The sequence below is a fragment of the Microbacterium sp. M3 genome (genome assembly GCF_033548675.1).
Classification (GTDB): domain Bacteria; phylum Actinomycetota; class Actinomycetes; order Actinomycetales; family Microbacteriaceae; genus Microbacterium; species Microbacterium arthrosphaerae.
On record NZ_JAWTZT010000004.1, the window covers coordinates 456150 to 476845 of the forward strand.

The following is a 20696-nucleotide window of genomic DNA, read 5'->3' on the forward strand; positions in this document are numbered from 1 at the left end:
CACGACCGAGCTTGGCGGCGCCCGGCGAACAGGGACGCCGGGCGACCGGGGCGGGCGTGGCGCCGACCGGGTGCGGGGCGCCGACCGGGTGCGGGGCGCCGACTACCCTGGAGGGGTGATCCTCGGCATCGACACGTCGCTCGGCTCCGCAGTGGCGGTCGTCGAGCCCGACGGTGTCATCCGCTCGCAGGTCGACAGCGCCGACCCGCGCGGCCACGCCGAGGTGATCGGCTCGCTGATCGAGCGGGCGCTGGCCGAGGCATCCGTCACCCCCGCCGCCATCACGCAGGTCGCCGCGGGGATGGGCCCCGGACCCTTCACCGGCCTGCGGGTCGGCATCGCCGCCGCGCGGACGTTCGCGCTCGGACGCGGGATCCCCGTCGTCCCTGTCGCGAGCCACGACGCGGTCGCGCTCGAGCTCCTGCTGCACACGGCGCTGACGTCGGACTGGGGCGCGCCCGACGGCGACGACGAGACGTTCGCCGTCGTGACCGACGCCCGCCGGCGCGAGTTCGCGTACTCGCTGTACCGCGGCCTCGACGACGACGGGCTGCCCGTCCGGCTCGCCGACCCGGCCCTCGCGCCGCGCGACGACCTCGACGCGATCCTCGGCGAGGCCGGCGCCGTGCGTCGCGACGCCGAGCGCATCCCCGCGGCCATGCTCGCGCTCGCCGCGGCGCGCGCCATCGCCGCCGGCCGCGCGATCGCCGGGGCCGACGCCCTGTACCTGCGCTCGCCCGACGTGACGCTGCCGCACGCGCCGAAGCGGGTGAACTCGTGACCATCCGCGCGGCGGTGGGCGCCGATCTCGCCGCCATCATGAAGCTTGAGCGGGCCTCGTTCCCCACCGATGCCTGGTCCGAGGCGATGATGCGCGAAGAGCTCGCGTCGCCGCACGGCTGGTACGTCGTCGACGACGAGTCGGGCCGCCTGGTCGGCTATGCGGGCCTGCGCGCGGTCGCCGGGGCGCGGGATGCCGACGTCCAGACCATCACGATCAGCGAGCTGTCGCGCGGCCGGGGCCGCGGGCGAGCGCTCCTTCGGGCGCTGCTGGCCGAGGCCGCGCGCCGCCGCGTGTCGGACGTCTTCCTGGAGGTGCGCGCCGACAACCCCGTCGCGCAGGCGCTCTACGTGTCGGAGGGGTTCGCCGAGATCGGCCGCAAGCCGCGGTACTACCAGCCCGACGACGTCGACGCCGTGGTGATGAAGCTCGACCTGCGCGGCTGGACGGCCGGTCGCGGCAACGGCGTCGGCGAAACTCCACAGAATTCGGCCGCGAGCGCCGGCGAGACGGATGCCGGGGCCCGATCCGGCTCGGATCCGTGGAGTTCTGCGGGAGGGGTGTGCACGTGAACCGCGCCGAACCGCTGGTGCTCGGCATCGAGACGAGCTGCGACGAGACCGGCATCGGGATCGTCCGTGGCCGCACGCTGCTCTCCAACACCATCGCCAGCTCCATGGACGAGCACGCCCGCTACGGCGGCGTCGTGCCCGAGGTCGCCGCGCGCGCCCACCTCGAGGCGCTGCAGCCGTCGATCGAGGCGGCGCTGGCCGAGTCCGGCGTCGCGCTCGCCGACCTCGACGCCGTCGCGGTGACGAGCGGACCGGGTCTCGCGGGCGCGCTCATGGTGGGCGTGGGCGCCGCGAAGGCGCTCGCGGTGTCGCTGGAGAAGCCGCTGTACGCCGTGAACCACCTCGTCGGGCACATCGCGGCCGACATCCTCGATGATGACGCGCCGCCGCTGGAGTACCCCACCGTCGCGCTGCTGGTGAGCGGGGGGCACACGTCGCTGCTCCTCGTCCGCGACCTGACGACCGACGTCGAGCTCCTCGGCGAGACCATGGACGACGCCGCGGGGGAGGCCTTCGACAAGGTCGCGCGCCTGCTCGGGCTGCCGTACCCCGGCGGGCCCGAGATCGACCGGGCCGCGGCATCCGGCGACCCGAAGGCGATCGCCTTCCCGCGCGGGCTGTCGCGCGCCAGCGACATGGCGAAGCACCGCTACGACTTCTCGTTCTCGGGCCTCAAGACCGCCGTCGCACGCTGGGTCGAGCAGCGCCAGGCCGCCGGTGAGGACGTGCCCGTCGCCGACGTCGCCGCCGGCTTCCGCGAGGCCGTCGTCGACGTGCTCGTGACGAAGGCGCTCGCCGCCTGCCGCGACCACGGGGTGCCGCGCCTGCTGCTCGGCGGCGGCGTCATCGCCAACCGCCGCCTGCGCGACGTGGCCCTCGAGCGCGCCGCCGCCGAGGGTGTGACGGTGCGCATCCCGCCGTTGTCGCTGTGCACCGACAACGGCGCCATGATCGCCGCCCTCGCGTCGGAGCTCATCATGTCGGGCCGCCCGCCGTCGACGCTCGGCTTCGGCGCCGACTCGACGCTGCCGGTCACCGAGATCCAGGTGGCGGGGTCGGCATGACGGACGAGCGGATGCCGCAGCCCGCCGATTCGCCGACCGCCGAGCCGGTGCGGCCGGACGACGCCGACGACCGGGCTGCTGCCGCGACCACACCCGGCGGTGAAGCAGGTCCACGGCCGGCCGCGGCTGCCGCGCCGCCGGTCCCGCCCGCCCTCGCACAGCCGGTCCCGCCCGCGCCGGCGGCAGGTCCGCGGGTCGAAGCGGCGTCGCCGGACGTCGACCTCGCGCAGGACGCCTCGCCGCTGCCCGGCGCGCATCGCGGCGGGTTCCAGCGGCTGCCCACCGCGCCCGTCGCTGTCACCGTGGAGTCGGCCCCGTCCGAGCCCGGCGGCGAGTTCACGCCCGACGCGACCTCGTGGGACGACTCGGACTCGGACTTCTCGCGCGGCCTCGGGGGATGGGCGCTCGCGTTCGCGATCATCGGGCTGCTCGTGTCGCTGTTCGTCGGATGGGGCTTCCCGATCGGCCTCGTGGCCATCGTGACGGCGATCATCGCCCTGCGCCGGCCGCAGGAGAGCCGCGCGGTCGCCGTGTGGGCGATCGTGCTGGGCACCGTCTCGATCCTGTACAGCGCGGGCTGGCTGCTGTTCGCGGCCTACCGCGCGAACCTCTTCGGCTGACCGTCAGACGCGCTCGGCGAGGATCGCCGTCCGCCGCGTTCCGATCCGCGTGAGGATCAGGGTCGCGGTCTCCGGTCCCCGCAGCTTCAGGCGCGTGCGCAGCGTCGCCGGGTCGACGTCGACACCGCGCTTCTTGATCTCCAGCCGCCCGATGTCGCGCTCGCGGAGCGCCTTGCCGAGAGCCTTCTCATCAGCGGGCAGCGTCTCGCGCACGCGGAACGTCTGGACGAACGGCGAGGTGAGCGCGGCGTCCGACGTGAGGTAGGCGATGTGCTCGTCGAGCATGCCGGCCTCCAGCGAGCGCGCCACGTCGCCGATGAGCCGCGCGCGGATCACCGCACCGTCGGGCTCGTGCAGGTAGGCGCCGAGGTCGCGCACCGGCTCGTCCGCGGCATCCGTCTCGGCGGTGATCTCGTGAGCGCGCGCCGCGGCCCCGTCGCCGCGGATGACCAGCGCGGCCCGGCGCACGCCCGCACGCGCCAGCGCGCCCGACCACAGCACGAGTTCGACCGTCGATCCGTCGGCGCTCACCCACTGCGCCTCGACGTCGTCGGGGATGAGGTCGCGGTCGAGGCCGGGCCCGAGCTTCACGCCCACCGGCATGCGGCGGGCGAGGTCGAACACCCAGTCCAGCGACGGCGACCAGTCGCCGGGGCGCGTGCGGGTGGTCTCGCCGTGCCCCGCGGTGCGGCGTGCAGGGTCGAGCCAGACGGCGTCGACGCCCCGGAGGTCGGTGTCTTCCGCGGTGCCGTGGCGCACCTCGACGTCGGCGCCGAAGGGCGCGAGATTGAAGGCGGCGATGCCGGCGGTCACCTCGTCGGCATCGACGGCCGTGACGCGCACGCCGAGGCCCGCGAGTCCGAGGGCGTCCCCGCCGATGCCGCAGCCGAGATCGGCGACGTGTGTGAGGCCCGCGTCGCGGAACCGCGCCGCGTGCCGTGCCGCGATCGGAAGCCGGGTCGCCTGTTCGAGCCCGGCGCGCGTGAACAGCATGCGCTCGGCGAGGTCGCCGAACTTGGTGCGCGCCCGCGTGCGCAGCCGCGCCTGTCCGACCACCGCCGAGACGAGGTCGGGGGAGTGGCCGTCTCGGCGCAGCCGCGTCACCGCGCGCGCGACGTCGTCGGACGACTCCACCGGAGGCATCGCGTCGAGCAGCCGGAGGCCTTCGGGCGTCAGGAGCGCGGTGAGCTCGGCGATCTCCATCCCGCCAGCCTAGGCGGCTCCTGCGAAGCCGTCGCCCGCCCCGGCCAGCGAGGCGCGCGCGACGCCGCGGCCTCGATTCGACTCCCGGCGCAACGGGCTGGCACTCACGTTGCGTGAGTGCCAGCCCGTTGCCTAGACTGGCGTAAGCACTCTCAATGTCAGAGTGCTAACGAGTCTTCAGTCTCAAGAAAGAAGAGGTAGACCGTGTCGGTTTCCATCAAGCCGCTCGAGGACCGCATCGTCATCAAGCAGGTCGAGGCCGAGCAGACCACGTCCAGCGGTCTGGTCATCCCCGACACCGCCAAGGAGAAGCCCCAGGAGGGCGAGGTCGTGGCGGTGGGCCCCGGCCGCATCGACGACAACGGCAACCGCATCCCGCTCGACGTCGCCGTCGGCGACCGCGTGATCTACAGCAAGTACGGCGGCACCGAGGTCAAGTTCGGCGGCGACGAGTTCCTCGTCCTGTCGGCTCGCGACGTCCTGGCGGTCGTCGTCCGCTGAGTTCTGCGCACCGCGTGACCGAGAGGGTCGGATGCCTCGGCATCCGGCCCTCTCGTCATGTCCGGGCGCTCGGACCGCCGCCGCCGTCGCCGGGCGTAGGCTGACCCGGTGAGTCCCGAGCAGTCCCCTTCCCCCGAACGCGGCACGGTGGACGGGCTCGACGACTCGACCGCCCTCGACCTGGGCGTCACCACGACCGGGAGCCGCGGCATCCGTCTCGCCGCCGCCGAAGCGCGCGAACGCACGCTCGGCGGCATCTACACCTTCTCGGCGTACCTGCTGTGGGGCTTCCTGCCGCTGTACTTCCTGCTGCTCGACCCCACGGGGCCGTGGGAGCTGGTGGCGTGGCGCATCCTCCTGTCGCTGGCGTTCTGCGCCCTGCTGCTCACCGTGACGCGCACGTGGCCGCGGCTGGCGGCGATCTTCCGGCAGCCGAAGGTGCTGGGCCTGACCGTCATCGCGGGTCTTCTGATCTACGTCAACTGGCAGGTCTTCATCTACGGGGCGCTGAGCGGCCACGTCATCGAGACGAGCCTCGGCTACTTCATCAACCCGATCGCCACCGTTCTCCTCGCCGTGCTCGTGCTGCGCGAGCGGCTGCGCGCCACGCAGTGGGTGGCGATCGGCGTCGCCGCCTGCGCCGTGCTCGTCATCATGATCGGGTACGGCGCCTTCCCGTGGATCGCGCTCACGCTCGCGGCGTCGTTCGGTCTGTACGGCCTGGTCAAGAAGAAGGTCGGCCCGTCGGTCGACGCGGTGAGCGGCCTGACGCTCGAGACCATGTGGCTGACGCCGATCGCCGTCGTCGTGCTCATCGTCGTCGGCGCCACCCAGGGCCTGACCATGGGGGCGGACGGCTGGGAGCACGCGGTGCTGCTCAGTCTCGCCGGCATCGTGACCGCGATCCCGCTGCTGCTCTTCGCGGCCGGCGCGCGCCGGGTCTCGCTCACGACCATCGGGCTGCTGCAGTTCGTCGCGCCGATCCTGCAGTTCATCATCGGGGTGTGGGTGCTGCAAGAGCCCATGCCGCTCGAGCGCTGGATCGGGTTCGGCCTGGTGTGGGTCGCGCTGATCATCCTCACCGTGGACTCGGTGGTGCACGCGCGCCGTTCGCGCGTCGCAGCGTCCTGACGCACGGCGCGGGCCCGTGCGGTGGCACTGCCGGCGACTTATCCACAGCGGCACGCCGTCGTGCGGCGATGGAATTGCCCGCCGACCACGCTTTTCAAGCTGTTACAGATCGTTAACGAAAGGCAACATTGGCGAGCCTCGACGGCGATTAGGTTTAGTGCACTGGGTCGGCGCCCGAGCCGTTCCCGTGGTAATCACACAGCAAGGAGCAACATGAGCGTCTTCACCCGCTCGCGCAAGTCCACCGTGCTCGGCGGCCTCGCGCTCATCGGCGCCAGCGCCCTCGTCCTCGCCGGCTGTGCCGGCGGCGGCACCGGCGGAACCGACGAACCCAGCGAGAGCGCAGGGCCCGTCGAGGACATGACCCTCAAGATCGGCACGGCGCTGCCGCAGACCGGAACGCTGGCGTTCCTCGGACCGCCCGAGGAGGCCGGCGTCGCGTATGCGCAGTCGCTGATCAACGAGTACGCCGAGACGACCGGCCTCGACGTCGACGTGACCTGGGGCGACTCGGGCGACCTCGACAACAAGGCGTACGAGACCGAGATCCCGCGCATCCTGGCCGAAGACCCGGCCGCCATCATCGGCGCCGCGTCGTCGGGTGTGTCGCTGCAGTTCATCGACCAGGTCATCGGCGAAGGCGTCATCCAGTTCTCGCCCGCCAACACGTCCGACCAGTTCACGAACTACGACGACAACGGCCTGTACTTCCGCACCGCGCCGTCCGACGTGCTGCAGGGCGAGGTCCACGGCAACTTCGTCGCCGAAGAGGGTCACCAGACGCTCGGTCTGATCGTCCTGAACGACGCGTACGGCACCGGTCTCGCGCAGTACATCACCGAGGCCTTCGAGGGTGCCGGCGGCGAGGTCGTCGCAGCCCCCACCTTCAACCAGGGCGACACGTCGTTCGACGCGCAGATCTCCGAGGTGCTCGCGGCCGACCCCGACGCGATCACCGTGATCAGCTTCGACGAGGCCAAGACGATCCTCCCGGCGCTCATCGACCGCGGCTTCGACCCGAACAACCTCTACCTCGTGGACGGCAACATGGCCGCCTACGACGAGGACTTCCCGGCGGGCCTGCTCGAGGGCGCCAAGGGAACCTACCCGGGCCCGACCCCGGCGCAGGTGCAGGACTTCATCGACGGCCTCAACGGCTTCGTCGAGGAGTCGGGTGACGAGGCGCTCAAGGACTACACCTACGCGCCCGAGTCGTTCGACGCCGTGAACCTGCTCGCGCTGGCCGCGCTCGCCGCCGGATCGACCGACTCGGCCGCCATCGCTGAGAAGCTCATCGAGGTCTCGGGCGGCTCGGGCGACGGCGAGAAGTGCGAGAGCTTCGCCGAGTGCGCCGACATCATCCTCGCGGGTGGCGTCGCGGACTACGACGGTGTCTCCAGCCCGGTGACGTTCAACGAGGTCGGCGACCCGACCGAGGGCTTCATCAACATCTACCAGTACGGCGCCGACAACAAGTACGTGCCGTACGAGGGCTGATCCCCTCTCCGCATCGCGCCCCCGGGTCTTCGGACCCGGGGGCGCTTCGCGTGGGCCGGAGGCGCCCGGCAGGGCTGTGGGAGGCGCCCCGCAGGGAGCCGTGGGGGCAGCGCGTGTGCAGGATTGCCCGGCTGCGAGTGCCGGCAGGGCTGTGCCGAGGCGCCCGGCAGCAAGCCGCGGTGGCAGCGCGTGGGGCGGGGTCGCCTGGCAGAGAGCACCCGGCCGCGAGTGGCCGGCAGGGAGCCGGCACGGGCGAATGAGAGCGGGGACGGATGCCGCCGGCATCCGTCCCCGCTCTTCAGCTCGTCTGCGCTGCTACTTGCCCAGCGTTCCGAGGTACAGCTCGGTGACCTTCGGGTCGTTGAGCAGGTCGCGGCCGGTGCCGGTGTAGGCGTCTCGGCCCTGGTCGAGGACGTACCCGCGGTCGCAGATCTGCAGGCAGCGGCGCGCGTTCTGCTCGACCATGATGCAGGTGACGCCGGCCTTGTTGATCTCGGAGACGCGGATGAACGCCTCGTCCTGACGGACGGGGGAGAGGCCGGCCGACGGCTCGTCGAGCAGCAGCACCTTCGGGTCCATCATGAGCGCACGGCTCATCGCGACCATCTGGCGCTCACCGCCCGACAGAGAGCCGGCGCGCTGCTTGAGTCGCTTGCCGAGCTCGGAGAAGATGCCGGTGACGAACTCGAGGCGCTCCTTGTAGACACCGGGGCGCTGGTAGAGCCCCATCTGGAGGTTCTCGGCGATCGTCAGGCTCGGGAAGACGTTGTTCGTCTGCGGGATGAACCCGACGCCGCGCGCGACCAGCTTGTTGGCCTTGAGGCCGGTGATGTCGTCGCCCTCGAGCGAGATGGTGCCGCTGCGCACGTTGACCTGACCGAAGATCGCCTTCAGGAGGGTCGACTTGCCGGCGCCGTTCGGCCCGATGATGCCGATGAGCTCACCCTCGTGCGCGGTGAGGCTGCAGCCGTTGAGGATGTTCACGCCCGGCAGGTAGCCCGCGTGCACGTCATCGACGACGACGACGGGGGTTCCGGTTGCGGTGGGAGCGGTCACTTGCCGTCCTCCTTCTCTTCCTCGGCCAGGCCCTGGTCGACGAGGGCGTCGGCGCTGACCGTGGTGGATGCCGCGGCATCCGTCGTCGGATCCGCTTCGATCACGTCGATGCGGCCGGTGACCACACCGAGGTCGAGCTCCTGGTGGGCGCCGAGGTAGGCGTCGATCACGGCCGGGTTCTTCATCACCGTGTCGGGGTCGCCCTCGGCGACGATCTTGCCCTCGGCCATCACCACGACCCAGTCGGCGATGTGGCGCACCATGTGCATGTCGTGCTCGACGAAGAGCACGGTCATGCCCTCTTCCTTGAGGTCGAGGATGTGATCCAGGAGCGACTGCGTGAGTGCCGGGTTCACGCCGGCCATGGGCTCGTCGAGCATGACCAGCGTGGGCTCCGTCATGAGCGACCGGGCCATCTCGAGCAGCTTGCGCTGGCCGCCTGAGAGGCTCGCGGCGAAGTCGTCGGACTTCGCGTCGAGCTTGAACTTGCGCAGCAGCACCATCGCGCGGTCTTCGAGCTCGGCATCCTGCGAGCGCCACAGCGCCGGGATGAGGCTCGCCCAGAACTTCTCGCCGCGCTGGTTCTTCGCGCCGAGCTTCATGTTCTCCATGACGGTGAGCAGCCCCAGCGCCTTGGTGAGCTGGAACGTGCGGACCAGGCCCATGCGCGAGACCTTGTAGGCGGGGACCCCCGACAGCGACGTGCCGTCGAACGTCCACGTGCCGTGATCGGGCTTGTCGAAGCCGGTCAGGAGGTTGAACAGCGTCGTCTTGCCTGCGCCGTTCGGTCCGATGAGTGCCGTGATCGCGCCGCGTGGGATCTCGAGGTGCGCGACGTCGACGGCGGTCACACCGCCGAAGGCGCGGTGCACGCCGTCGGCCACGATGATCGGGTCGACCTTGGCCACGCCGGGCGCGGGATCTCCGACGTGGAGCCCGGTGGTCTTCGGGCGGGCGACCGGCGCCGAGCCGGTGACCGGCGCCGAGCCGGTGGCGGGCGCGGAGCCGGTGGCCGGCGCGGTCCCGGCCGTGGTGTCGTTGCTGATGTTGCCGTCGGGTGCGGCGCCGTTACTTGACAAAGGTCAGCTCCTTCTTGTTGCCCAGGAGTCCCTGCGGCATGAAGATGACGAGCAGCATGAGTGCGACGCCCACGAGGATGAAGCGGAGCGTTCCGGCCTGGGTGGAGCTCAGGCCGAACAGCCATCCCGCCTGAGCCATAGCCGGGAGGATGTTCGAGAGGAACGTCTGCAGCACCCAGAAGATGATCGACCCGAGGATGGGGCCGAACACGGTCGCGGCGCCGCCGAGGAGGAGCGCGGTCCACACGAAGAACGTCAGCGACGTGACGTAGACGCCCGGGTTCACCGCCGAGGGGAGCGCGTAGACGACGCCGCCGGCGGCGGCGAGCACGCCGCCCAGCACGAGAGCCTGCATCTTGTAGGAGAAGACGTTCTTTCCGAGCGAGCGCACGGCATCCTCATCCTCGCGGATGCCCTTGAGGGTGCGGCCCCACGGGCTGCGGGTCAGCATCCACACCACCAGCACGGCGATGCCGAGTGTGATGAGGCCCATGATGCGCACCCACCACTGCGTCTCGTTGTACACCCACGGGCCGAAGCCGTACTCGCCGGGCGGGATCGGGTTCGACGCCCGGAAGCTCGCGTGATAGCCGCTGAGGCCGTCGGCCGAGCCGGTGACGTCGTCGAACGCGGTGGTGAGGAACAGCAGGCGCACGACCTCGGCGGCCGCGATGGTCACGATCGCGAGGTAGTCGCCGCGGAGCCGGAGGGTCGGGATGCCGAGGATCAGGGCGAAGACCGCTGCGCCGGCGAGGCCGACCAGTGCGCCCGCCCACCACGGGAAGCCGAACGTCAGGATCGAGATGGCGTAGCCGTAGGCGCCGATGGCCATGAAGCCCGCGATGCCCATGTTGATGAGGCCGGCGTAGCCGAAGTGCACCGCGAGGCCGAGGGCCGCGAGCGCGTAGGCGATCGTGGCGGGGCTCAGGATCGACGAGGCGGTGTTGGAGAGAATCTGAAGCCAGTCCATGAGTGTGCCCCTAACCGATCCGCTCGCGTCGTCCGAGGATGCCCTGTGGTCGGAAGAGCAGGATCACGATGAGGATGAACAGTGCGCTGGCGTACTTGAGGTCGGCCGGGATCCACAGGCTCGACACCTCCACCAGGACGCCGACGATGAGCGCACCGACCAGTGCGCCGTACGCGGTGCCGAGGCCGCCGAGGATGACCGCCGCGAACATGAGCAGAAGGATCTGCGCACCCATGTCCCACTTGATCCCCGGACGGTAGTAGGCGTAGAGGATGCCCGCGAGGCCGGCGAGAGCGCCGGCGACGATCCAGACCACCCGCACGACGGCGTCGACGTCGATGCCCGACGCGGCCGCGAGCGAGGGGTTGTCGGAGATCGCACGCGTCGCCTTGCCGATGCGGGACCGGGTGAGCCACAGCGCGAACGCGACGATCACGACGATCGAGATGCCCAGCGAGATCATGTCGAGGAGGCTCATCTGCACGGCGCCGAAGAGCGGGATCTGCGCGTTGGCCGAGCCCGGCAGCTGAAGCGTGCCGCCGCCGATGAAGAGCTGGTACGTGTAGCGCAGCGCGAGCGAGAGGCCGATGCTGACGATCATCAGCTGCACGACGCCGACGCGTCGCCGTCGCAGCGGTCTCCACAGGATCATGTCGAGCACGAGCCCGAGACCGGCGCTGAGGATGACGGCGGCGGGATAGGCGATCCACCACGGGAGCCCGAGCGTCGCCGGCACCACGAGGAAGTACGCCGCGATCGCGCCGAACGTCACCATCTCGCCGTGGGCGAAGTTGGAGATGCCGGTGGTGCCGTAGACGAGCGTCAAGCCGATGGCCGCGAGCGCGAGCATGAGGCCGAAGCTGACGCCCTGCACGATCCGCTGCATGAGCTGGTCGAAGAAGCTCGTGACGTTGCGCTCGCCCTCGCCGATGAAGAAGTTCACCGAGACGCGGCCGCCCTGGCCCATCTCGACTTCCTTGACGTTGGGCGAGTCGTCCTCGGGGTCGACGACCGCGATGCCTTCGGGCAGCGTGTCCTCGTCGAGCGTGACGACGTAGGTCTCACCCCGCTCGGGGACGTTGACATGCCACTGGCCGTCGGCGTCGGTCTCGACCTCCTGCTCTCCGCCAGGGCCGTCGATGGTCAGCACCACACCCTCGAGCGGCTCGCCGTCGAGCTGCACGTTGCCACTGATGCGGTAGGGGTCATCCTCCGCCGCCAGCGCGGGTGTGGATGTCGCGAACAATCCGATCGCGACGAGCACCAGGCCGAACAGCACAGCGAGTATGCGTGCTCGGTCGATGCGTCTCGTGGTCACAGTCCCCACAGAACCTCCAGTTCGGCACCACGCGCACACCGAAGCCCGGGTCGCATCGGCCGTGATGAACGACGGTACGAGCGTAATGTGTCGCGCTTGTTTCGCCTACGACACGCTGTGGATACGTGATCCGATCGCAACCCGCACCTGGTGTTTCGACGCGGTGGCGCACCCGCAGCCCACCCTCGCGCGCGCTCGCGCGTGCCGTATTGGCGGGAACAAAACGATGCCGCCCGGCGCTTAGAATCGAGTACGGAGCGTCACGAGCGCACCGGCCGTCGTCGTCCACACCCGAACAGAACGCGCCGCGCGCGAGGAGACCCCATGGAGCACAACGACCCCTTCGGATTCGTCGGACTGACCTACGACGACGTGCTGCTGCTGCCCGGCCACACCGACGTGATCCCGAGCGAGGCCGACACGTCGTCGCGAGTGACGCGGCGCATCACCGTCGCGACGCCGCTGCTGTCGGCCGCCATGGACACTGTGACCGAGGCCCGGCTGGCCATCGCCATCGCGCGCGAGGGCGGCATCGGCATCATCCACCGCAACCTCTCCATCGAGGACCAGGCGTCGATGGTCGATCGCGTGAAGCGCAGCGAGTCGGGCATGATCACCGACCCCATCACGACCACGCCCGACGCCACGATCGAAGAGGTCGACGCGCTCTGCGCCCAGTACCGCATCTCGGGCCTCCCCGTCGTCGACGAGAGCAACCACCTGGTCGGCATCGTCACCAATCGCGACATGCGCTTCGTCTCGGGCTTCGAGCGCCAGACGACAAAGGTGCGCGACGTCATGACGACCGAGGGGCTCGTCACCGGCCGCGTCGGGATCAGCGCCGGCGAGGTCATCGCGCTCTTCGCCCAGCACCGGGTCGAGAAGCTGCCGCTCATCGACGAGGACGGCACGCTGGCGGGTCTCATCACCATCAAGGACTTCGACAAGAGCGAGAAGTACCCGCTCGCCACCAAGGACGAGCAGGGCCGCCTGCGGGTCGGCGCCGCGATCGGCTTCTTCGGCGATGCGTGGGAGCGCGCCGAGGCTCTCCGCGACGCGGGGGTGGACGTCATCGTCGTCGACACCGCCAACGGCCAGTCCGCCGGCGTCATCGACATGGTCCGCCGGATCAAGGGCGACGAGTCGTTCGCCCACATCGACATCATCGGCGGCAACGTGGCCACCCGCGAGGGCGCCCAGGCGCTCATCGACGCGGGCGTGGACGCCGTCAAGGTGGGCGTCGGCCCGGGCTCGATCTGCACCACGCGCGTCGTCGCGGGTGTGGGCGTGCCGCAGGTGACGGCCATCTACGAGGCGTCCCTCGCCGCGCGCGAGGCGGGTGTCCCGGTGATCGCCGACGGCGGACTGCAGTACTCCGGCGACATCGCCAAGGCCCTCGTCGCCGGCGCCGACACGGTCATGCTCGGCTCGCTCCTCGCCGGCACCGACGAGTCGCCGGGTGAGATCGTCTTCCAGGGCGGCAAGCAGTTCAAGCAGTACCGCGGCATGGGGTCGCTGGGCGCCCTGCAGACGCGCGGCAAGAAGACCTCGTACTCGAAGGACCGCTACTTCCAGGCCGACGTCCCGAGCGACGACAAGCTCATCCCCGAGGGCATCGAGGGCCAGGTCGCGTACCGCGGGCCCGTCTCGGCCGTGGCGTATCAGCTCGTCGGCGGCCTCCGCCAGTCGATGTTCTACGTCGGTGCGCGCACCGTCGAAGAGCTCAAGGCCAAGGGCAAGTTCGTCCGCATCACGGCGGCCGGTCTCAAGGAGTCGCACCCGCACGACGTGCAGATCGTCGTCGAGGCGCCGAACTACAAGCGCTGACCGCTTCGTGAGACGGATGCCTCGGCCCCGCGCACTGCGCCGGGCCGGGGCATCCGTCGTTGTATCGGGGGTGTCACACTCCGCGCGGGCACCGGCGGTTGCGGGGCGCGAGTTGTGCGACATGCGCCGGGTGCGGACCGGCGTCAGGGGAGCCGGAAGACCTCGGCCGCCCGGGCGGTGTCGTCGATCGCCAGGTCGGCGAGCACCGCTCCGACCGCCGGGGTGAACTTGAAGCCGTGGCCCGAGAAGCCGGCCCCGACGACGATGCGGCCGCGGCGGTCGAGCACGAAGTCCTGCGAGTCGGTCGACGTGTAGGTGCAGCTGATCGGGACGGCCGTGTCGGGGTCGAGACCCGGCATCCATTCGCGCACGTAGTCGCGCAGCTGCGCGGCGAGCTCGGGCACGGGGCGGAAGGTGCGCGCATCGGGGTCGACCACCGGTCCCACGTGGTGCAGGCCCACCTTGACGCCTCGCCCGGCGTCGGCATGCCGTAGACGTTGGCGATCGGGCCGCGCTCGGGGTCGACGAAGTGGTTGAACGACGGCCAGCCGGTCTCTGCGGCCCGTGGCGAGAAGTGGGCAGGGCTCTCTTCGGTGACGGTGAGCCGGGGGAGAGGGAAGGAGGGCGGAAGGATGCCGCGGCTCCACGCCCCGGCCGTCACCACCAGAGTCTCGGCGACGAGCTCGTAGCGCTCACCGCCCGCCTCGATCGCCACGCGCACCCCGTCAGCCCGCTCGTCCAGGACGGTGACCGCGTGACCGAACCGGACGTCGGCTCCACGCGCGCGGGCGGCGGCCTCGAGCGCCTCCAGGGCGGCCGCGGCGCGCACCACGCCGGCGTCCGGTGTGAACAGCGCGTCGCCGTCGAACCGCATGCCGCTCCAGCGTCGGGCGGCCTGGCCGGCGCTCAGCACCTCGGCGCGCTCGCCGCGGGCCGACAGCGCGGCCTCGACGTCGACGATCAGCCGCTGGTCGCCGTGGCTGACGAGGCCGTGCAGCCGCAGGAGGGGCTCGCCGGTGGCCCGCGCGAGCGCGTCCCACTCGGTCCGCGCGAGCGCGAGCAGGTCGAGGTAGTGCTCCGTGCCGTAGGCGTTGTTGAAGTTGCGCGTCGCGCCGTGCGACGCGCCCCGCACGTGGCCGCGCTCGAAGCGCTCCACCGCGATGACGGGGTGGCCCCGCCGGGCCAGCTGCCACGTCGTGGCGAGACCCATCGCGCCGGCTCCGACGACGAGGTACGGGGTGTGCGGGGTCACGGATCCTCCTGCGAGCCGGTGCGCCGCAGTGAGGCGGCGCGAACGGGAGCGGGCCGCAGGGCGCGGGTCGCGGCATCCGTCTCCGCCTTCCATCCTCGCCCAGCCCCGGCCGCGGCGCCGGGTGATGCGACGGAGTGTGACGCCGCGTCGCGGGTGTGGCTACCCTGGCGGCATGATCAGGCAGCGGCGGCACCCCGCGGCGACGCAGCGCACCACACGGCTCGAGGCGTTCACCGACGGCGTCTTCGCGATCGCGGCCACCCTGCTGGTGCTCGATCTCACGCAGCACTCGCTCGGCGAGGCCGAGTCGGACGCTGCGATGTGGCAGGCGCTCGGGGGCATGAGCGAGCTGTTCGTGAACTTCGTGCTCAGCTTCGTGCTCCTGTGCCTCATGTGGATGGTGCACGTGCAGCAGTTCGAGCACATCGCGCGGGTCGACGCCACGATGGTGTGGCTCAACAACGCGCGGCTGCTGTTCATCGTGCTCGTCCCGTTCGCGACCAACCTCACGACCGAGTACTCCGAGTGGCTCGCCGGCCGCCTCGCGATGCCGGTGGCGTTCTTCCTCGCGATCCTCTTCAGCTGGCTCCAGTGGGCATGGGCGGTGCGCCGCCGCGACATCATGCTCCCCGACATGAGCCGAGCGGATGCCGTGGCCTACGGCCGCGGGTCGCTCAGCGCCCTGCTCATCTCGGCCGCGGTCGTGCTCCTGGCCCCGTGGGTCGGCTCGGCGGCGTTCCTGCTGTTCTTCTTCGACGGGCTCCTCACGCGCGCGCTGCGCGGCAAGGGAGGCTGACGGCGGCGGACGTGGCACGCGGACGCGGCTGCGCGAAACCTGGCCGGTGACCCCGACGCGCCGGGATGAGGCATCCGTCCGCGGCGTGTCCGGTCACCGACCAGGTTTTCCGAGGCTGCCGGGCGACGGGTCCGCCGCCCTGCTCCGTGATCAGCGAGCGGCGAGCTCGGGCTCGGGCTCGGGGGACGCGGCGCCGGCGGTGACGGATGCCTCGGCCGCGGCATCCGTCACGGTCTTTCCGGCGGGGAGCCACAGCGCCACGATCGTCGCGGCGAAGAGCACGGCGGCGCCCGTGAACACGGCGGGCCGCGCGGCGTCGACGTACAGGTCGGGCATGAGCTCGCCGCCGGCGCCGACGAAGATCGCGGTCATCACGGCCGTGCCCAGCGCGACGCCCAGCTCGCGGACGGTGGAGTTCACTCCCGACGCCTTGGCGTGGTTGACGAGGCCGAGGGTCGCCAGCAGCGCGGTGGCGGACGGCGCGAAGACGAGCGCCATGCCCACGCCGGCCATGACGAACGGGGCGATGAGCGCGGGATAGTCCACGTCGGTCGACATGACGGCGGCGATCCAGGTGAGGGCGACACCCTGCAGGGCGAGCCCCAGCACGAGGAGCAGCCGCGTGCCGACACGGGGTGCGAGCAGGCCCGCGATCGGTGCGACGAACATCGGGGCGAGCGTCCACGGCGTGGTCTGCACGGCGGCCTCGAGGGGCGACGAGCCGCCTACGACCTGCAAATACTGGATGAGGAGGAACACCGCGCCGAACGTGCCGAAGCTGAAGGCGAAGCCGACGACGTTCGTGATCGAGAAGGAGCGGTCGCGGAAGAGGCGCAGCGGCATGAGCGGCGCCTTGGCCCGGGTCTGCCAGAAGAGGAACGCGGCGATGAGCACCGCGCCCAGCGCGATCTCGGCGATGACGCTCACCGAGTCCCAGCCGTCGTCGTTGCCGCGCACGATCGCGTGGACGAGGGCCAGGACGCCGGCCGCGGCCAGCACGGCACCCGGCACGTCGATGCGCGCGCGGGCGCCGAAGTCGTTGTTGAGCACCACCAGTGCGAGCGGGATGGCCACGATCGCGACCGGCACGTTGATCCAGAAGATCGCCTGCCAGTTCCAGCCCTCCATGATCGCCCCGCCGACGAGCGGGCCGACCGCGACGCCGAGACCTGACACGCCGCCCCAGATGCCGATGGCAAGCGGTCGCCGGGCGGGTGGGACCGCGCCGCTCAGCAGGGCGAGCGACAGCGGCATGACCCCGGCCGCTCCGAGTCCCTGGAGTGCGCGGGCGGCGATGAGTTGGCCCGGGTCGCCGCTCAGCGCGGCGAAGACCGACCCCGCGCCGAACACGGCGATGCCGATGGCGAAGACGGTGCGGCGGCCGAACCGGTCGCCGAGCGCCGAGGCGACGAGGATCGCCCCGGCGAAGGCCAGTGTGTACGCGTTGACGAACCACTGCAGCTCTTCGACGCTCGCGCCCATGTCGCGATGCAGCACCGGGAGGGCGTTCGTCATGACGAGGTTGTCGAGCGTGGCCATGAACATCGGGAGGGATGCCGCGGCCAGCACGAGGGCGAAGGGGCGGGCGCGGCGCGAGCCGGCTGCCATGGAGATTTCGGTCACGGGAAGCTCCGGTTGTAATTGGATGATTACCTACGAGGAGCAATGTAGTAATCCACTGATTACAAAGTCAAGTCATTCGCTGATAACCTTTCGGCATGAGCTCTTCGGCATCTGACGGCAGTGCGGCCGCGACCCTGGACGACGCTGTCGACACCGGCCGTCGGCTGTCGTCCGACGAGCGCCGCCGGCAGATCCTGCAGGCGGCGATCGCCGTCTTCGGGGCGCGCGGATACGAGGGCGCGACCACGGACGAGGTGGCGCGCGCCGCCGGGGTGAGCCAGCCGTACGTGGTGCGCCTGTTCGGCTCGAAGGAGAACCTGTTCCTCGCGGCCATCGAGGACGCACTGGGTCGCATGCTGGTGGCCTTCCGCGCGGCGCTGGCCGCGCACCAGGCGGACGAGGAGCGCGAACCCGGGATCACCGCGGAGAAGGCGGCCGCCCAGCGGATCGGCCAGGCATACGTCGACCTCCTCGCGGTGCGGGGCCTGCACCAGACGCTCGCCCACGCGTACCTGCTCGGCAGCCACCCCGTGATCGGCGCGGCTGCCCGGCGCGGCTTCGCGGAGGTCTGGCGCTTCTTCCGTGACGAGATGGGCCTCGATGTCGATGAGGCCCGCGCCTTCATGGCCGAGGGCATGCTCATCAGCACGATGATCGGGCTGCGCATCGTCGACGACTACGGCTCCGACCCGCAGATCACCGAGCTCTTCCGGTCGTGCTTCCCGACCGAGCTGCCCCACGTGCTCGACGCCCTGCCGCGCGGCACCGACCGCTGGTAGCCGCGCCGAGCGGCGGGAGGGCGGTGAGGGATGCCGCGGCCTGGCCGCCGTCGGGGGCGCGGCGTAGGGTCGGGGGCATGTGCCGGAACATCCACACGCTCCACAACTTCGAGCCCGCCGCGACGTCGGACGAGGTGCACGCCGCGGCACTCCAGTACGTGCGCAAGATCGCGGGCACGACGAAGCCCTCGAAGGCGAATCAGGAGGCGTTCGACCGCGCCGTCCACGACATCGCGCACGTCACCCAGCATCTGCTCGACGACCTCGTTGCCAGCGCGCCGCCGAAGAACCGCGAGGTCGAGGCCGCGAAGGCGCGCGAACGCGCGATCAAGTCGGGCCGATACGCCGCGCCGGCGGCCTGACGCCGGGCGCTTCGGCCGCGACCGGCGTGAGCCGCGCGACGGGGATCGTCCGGCCCGACCTGCGCTCGTAGCGCTCGACACCGGGCACCCGCTCGATCACCTCCTGCCACGCGGCGTCCCGTTCGGCGCCGTGCAGCTCGCGCACGTCAGCGGCGAACCTCCTCGAGCCCGCCTGCACGTCCGTGCGCCCGGCGGCCCGGAGATTGCGGAACCAGTGGGGATCGCGCGGCGCGCCGCTGCCGGTGCCCCAGACGATGAAGCCGTCGTCGACGGGCAGCGCGCCGACGCAGGTCGAGCGGGGCTCTCCCGACCGGCGCCCCCGCGTCGTCAGCAGCAGCACGCGCGAGGCGCCCGGCCCCGGCACGGCGCGGCCGTCGGTGCGGCGGTACAGCCACACGCCGATCGCGCCGCCCGCGCGACGGAAGAAGCCTCGAACCGACATCGCGTCCCCTCACGCCGATCCTCCCACCGGGCGTACCCGCTGTCGACGGCTCTCTCCGCGCCTCGACCCGACGTGGGGTAGTCTGGTCGGCTCCCCTCGGACGGACGGTCCCGCGGAGCGGAGGGGAATCACCGTGGGCTACATCGACATCGCCGCCGTCTCGTACGCGCTGCCGGACGGCCGGCCACTCCTCGACGAGGTGTCGTTCCGTGTCGGCGAGGGCTCGACGACCGCGCTCATCGGGCCGAACGGCGCCGGCAAGACGACGCTGCTGCGCATCATCCGCGACGAGATCGCGCCGCTCTCGGGCGTCGTCCAGATCGACGGCGGTCTCGGCGTCATGGACCAGTTCGTCGGGCACGGCGAGCCGGGCCAGACGGTCCACGATCTCCTCATCCGCGTGGCGCCCGACCGCGTGCGCCGCGCGGCGCGCGAGCTCGAGGACGCCGAGGCGGCGATCATCGAGCACGACGACCTCGACACCCAGATGCGGTACGCCGGCGCGCTCGCCGACTACGCCGAGGCCGGCGGCTACGAGTACGAGACCGTGTGGGACACGTGCACGACCGCGGCCCTCGGCATCCCGTTCCCGCGTGCGCGGTTCCGCGAGCTCACCACGCTCTCGGGCGGCGAGCAGAAGCGGCTCGCGCTCGAGGCGCTGCTGCGCGGGCCCGACCAGGTGCTGCTGCTCGACGAGCCCGACAACTATCTCGATGTGCCCGGCAAGCGCTGGCTCGAGGAGCGGCTGCGCGAGACGCCGAAGACGGTGCTGCTGGTGTCGCACGACCGCGAGCTGCTGGCGCGCGCCGCCGATCGCATCGTGACCCTCGAGGCGGGAGGCGCGGGCAGCACGGCGTGGGTGCACGGCGGCGGCTTTGGAACGTACCACCGGGCCCGGGAGGACCGGATGGAACGGCTCGACGAGCTGCGACGGCGCTGGGACGAGCAGCACGCGAAGCTGAAGGCGCTGGTCGCCGACCTCAAGGTGAAGGCCGCCGCCAACGACGGCTTCGCGTCGCGCTATCGTGCGGCCCAGACGCGGCTGCGCAAGTTCGAAGACGCCGGGCCGCCGCAGGAGCGTCCGCGCGAGCAGGACCTCGACGTGCGGCTCCGCGGCGCGCGCACCGGCCGCCGCGCCGTCGTCGCCGAACAGCTCGAACTGACGGGGCTGATGAAACCCTTCGACCTGGAGGTCTGGTTCGGCGACCGCGTCGCGGTGCTGGGGTCGAACGGCTCGGGCAAGTCGCACTTCCTGCGGCTGCTCGCCCGTGGCGGCACCGACCCCGACGGGCGGCTCGGTCACGTCACCACGACCGGCTCGGGGCTCGATCCGGTCGCGCACACCGGGCGCGGTATCCTCGGCGCGCGCGTCGTGCCGGGTTGGTTCGCACAGACCCACCGCCACCCCGAGTTCGACGGCCGCACGCTGCTCGACATCCTGCACCGCGGCGAGGACGCCCGCGCCGGGCTCCCGCGCGAGGCCGCGAGCAGCGCTCTCGACCGGTACGGGCTCGTCGCCCAGGCCGAGCAGACGTTCGACAGCCTGTCGGGTGGTCAGCAGGCGCGGTTCCAGATCCTGCTGCTCGAACTGTCGGGGGCGACGCTGCTGCTGCTCGACGAGCCGACCGACAACCTCGACCTCGTCTCGGCCGAGGCCCTGCAGGATGCGCTCGCCCGCTTCGAGGGCACCGTCCTCGCCGTGACCCACGACCGGTGGCTCGCGAGGTCGTTCGACCGCTTCGTCGTCTTCGGCGCGGACGGCCGGGTCTTCGAGTCCGACGAGCCCGTCTGGGACGAGACCCGCGTCGCGCGGGCGCGCTGAG

At 71.4% G+C, this 20696-nt stretch carries 19 protein-coding genes and 1 pseudogene; 12 read left to right on the plus strand and 8 right to left on the minus strand.

Annotated features, from left to right (window positions below; genetic code table 11):
• The first annotated feature begins 115 nt into the window (after positions 1 to 115).
• Genes tsaB through R8Z57_RS14295 form a run of 4 tightly spaced genes read left to right on the plus strand, consistent with a single transcriptional unit; the run spans position 116 to position 3037 of the window.
• Positions 116 to 781, plus strand: coding sequence for a tRNA (adenosine(37)-N6)-threonylcarbamoyltransferase complex dimerization subunit type 1 TsaB (gene tsaB, locus R8Z57_RS14280; protein ID WP_318354440.1), 666 nt, complete (start codon positions 116 to 118; stop codon positions 779 to 781).
• Entirely contained in the window at positions 778 to 1353 is a 576-nt protein-coding gene (rimI, locus tag R8Z57_RS14285) for a ribosomal protein S18-alanine N-acetyltransferase (protein ID WP_318354441.1), read from the plus strand. The genes tsaB and rimI overlap by 4 nt, the downstream gene beginning before the upstream one ends.
• Positions 1350 to 2417, plus strand: a complete 1068-nt coding sequence (tsaD, locus tag R8Z57_RS14290) for a tRNA (adenosine(37)-N6)-threonylcarbamoyltransferase complex transferase subunit TsaD (RefSeq protein WP_318354442.1) — start codon at positions 1350 to 1352, stop codon at positions 2415 to 2417. Before rimI ends, tsaD begins: the two co-directional genes overlap by 4 nt.
• Positions 2414 to 3037: a hypothetical protein gene (locus tag R8Z57_RS14295; protein WP_318354443.1), complete on the plus strand. Its 624-nt coding sequence runs from the start codon at positions 2414 to 2416 to the stop codon at positions 3035 to 3037. Before tsaD ends, R8Z57_RS14295 begins: the two co-directional genes overlap by 4 nt.
• 3 nt (positions 3038 to 3040) lie before the next feature.
• Here R8Z57_RS14295 and R8Z57_RS14300 read toward each other — a convergent pair whose 3' ends face one another.
• Positions 3041 to 4240, minus strand: coding sequence for a THUMP-like domain-containing protein (locus R8Z57_RS14300; protein WP_318354444.1), 1200 nt, complete (start codon positions 4238 to 4240; stop codon positions 3041 to 3043).
• 204 nt (positions 4241 to 4444) lie between these two features.
• Here R8Z57_RS14300 and groES point away from each other — a divergent pair, with 204 nt between their 5' ends.
• The 3 genes from groES (at position 4445) to R8Z57_RS14315 (ending at position 7369) form a co-directional block, all read left to right on the plus strand.
• Entirely contained in the window at positions 4445 to 4741 is a 297-nt protein-coding gene (gene groES / locus R8Z57_RS14305) for a co-chaperone GroES (RefSeq protein WP_045275440.1), read from the plus strand.
• A gap of 210 nt (positions 4742 to 4951) precedes the next feature.
• On the plus strand, positions 4952 to 5872 hold the full coding sequence (rarD, locus tag R8Z57_RS14310) for an EamA family transporter RarD (protein ID WP_318354500.1): 921 nt from the start codon (positions 4952 to 4954) through the stop codon (positions 5870 to 5872).
• 213 nt (positions 5873 to 6085) lie between these two features.
• Complete coding sequence (locus R8Z57_RS14315) at positions 6086 to 7369, plus strand: ABC transporter substrate-binding protein (protein ID WP_318354445.1); 1284 nt, start codon at positions 6086 to 6088, stop codon at positions 7367 to 7369.
• A 315-nt stretch (positions 7370 to 7684) separates the two neighbouring features.
• On the opposite strand, the gene R8Z57_RS14320 is transcribed toward R8Z57_RS14315, so the two are convergent.
• From R8Z57_RS14320 to R8Z57_RS14335, 4 genes are all read right to left on the minus strand, one after another.
• Positions 7685 to 8425: an ABC transporter ATP-binding protein gene (locus R8Z57_RS14320; protein ID WP_318354446.1), complete on the minus strand. Its 741-nt coding sequence runs from the start codon at positions 8423 to 8425 to the stop codon at positions 7685 to 7687.
• A complete protein-coding gene (locus R8Z57_RS14325; protein ID WP_318354501.1) occupies positions 8422 to 9333 on the minus strand; it encodes an ABC transporter ATP-binding protein in 912 nt (303 codons plus the stop codon). Before R8Z57_RS14325 ends, R8Z57_RS14320 begins: the two co-directional genes overlap by 4 nt.
• A gap of 160 nt (positions 9334 to 9493) precedes the next feature.
• On the minus strand, positions 9494 to 10474 hold the full coding sequence (locus R8Z57_RS14330) for a branched-chain amino acid ABC transporter permease (protein WP_318354447.1): 981 nt from the start codon (positions 10472 to 10474) through the stop codon (positions 9494 to 9496).
• 10 nt (positions 10475 to 10484) lie between these two features.
• Complete coding sequence (locus R8Z57_RS14335) at positions 10485 to 11792, minus strand: branched-chain amino acid ABC transporter permease (RefSeq protein ID WP_378722902.1); 1308 nt, start codon at positions 11790 to 11792, stop codon at positions 10485 to 10487.
• A gap of 324 nt (positions 11793 to 12116) precedes the next feature.
• On the opposite strand from R8Z57_RS14335, the gene guaB reads away from it, so the two are divergent.
• On the plus strand, positions 12117 to 13619 hold the full coding sequence (gene guaB, locus R8Z57_RS14340; RefSeq protein WP_318354448.1) for an IMP dehydrogenase: 1503 nt from the start codon (positions 12117 to 12119) through the stop codon (positions 13617 to 13619).
• 143 nt (positions 13620 to 13762) lie between these two features.
• On the opposite strand, the pseudogene R8Z57_RS14345 reads toward guaB, so the two are convergent.
• Positions 13763 to 14829, minus strand: a pseudogene (locus R8Z57_RS14345) (FAD-dependent oxidoreductase).
• A gap of 214 nt (positions 14830 to 15043) precedes the next feature.
• Between R8Z57_RS14345 and R8Z57_RS14350 the strand changes: the two are divergent.
• Entirely contained in the window at positions 15044 to 15667 is a 624-nt protein-coding gene (locus tag R8Z57_RS14350) for a TMEM175 family protein (RefSeq protein ID WP_318354449.1), read from the plus strand.
• Between the two features lie 150 nt (positions 15668 to 15817).
• Here R8Z57_RS14350 and R8Z57_RS14355 read toward each other — a convergent pair whose 3' ends face one another.
• The gene (locus tag R8Z57_RS14355; RefSeq protein ID WP_318354450.1) at positions 15818 to 17290 is read right to left on the minus strand and encodes an MFS transporter; all 1473 of its coding nucleotides are present in this window, start codon (positions 17288 to 17290) and stop codon (positions 15818 to 15820) included.
• Between the two features lie 95 nt (positions 17291 to 17385).
• Between R8Z57_RS14355 and R8Z57_RS14360 the strand changes: the two genes are divergently transcribed.
• Positions 17386 to 18069: a TetR/AcrR family transcriptional regulator gene (locus R8Z57_RS14360; RefSeq protein ID WP_318354451.1), complete on the plus strand. Its 684-nt coding sequence runs from the start codon at positions 17386 to 17388 to the stop codon at positions 18067 to 18069.
• 77 nt (positions 18070 to 18146) lie between these two features.
• On the plus strand, positions 18147 to 18431 hold the full coding sequence (locus R8Z57_RS14365; protein WP_318354452.1) for a DUF2277 domain-containing protein: 285 nt from the start codon (positions 18147 to 18149) through the stop codon (positions 18429 to 18431).
• Here R8Z57_RS14365 and R8Z57_RS14370 read toward each other — a convergent pair.
• Positions 18397 to 18873, minus strand: coding sequence for a nitroreductase family deazaflavin-dependent oxidoreductase (locus R8Z57_RS14370; RefSeq protein ID WP_318354453.1), 477 nt, complete (start codon positions 18871 to 18873; stop codon positions 18397 to 18399). The two genes, R8Z57_RS14365 and R8Z57_RS14370, sit on opposite strands and share 35 nt — an antisense overlap.
• A gap of 133 nt (positions 18874 to 19006) precedes the next feature.
• Between R8Z57_RS14370 and R8Z57_RS14375 the strand changes: the two genes are divergently transcribed.
• Positions 19007 to 20695, plus strand: coding sequence for an ABC-F family ATP-binding cassette domain-containing protein (locus R8Z57_RS14375; protein WP_318354454.1), 1689 nt, complete (start codon positions 19007 to 19009; stop codon positions 20693 to 20695).
• The last annotated feature ends 1 nt before the right edge of the window (position 20696 follow it).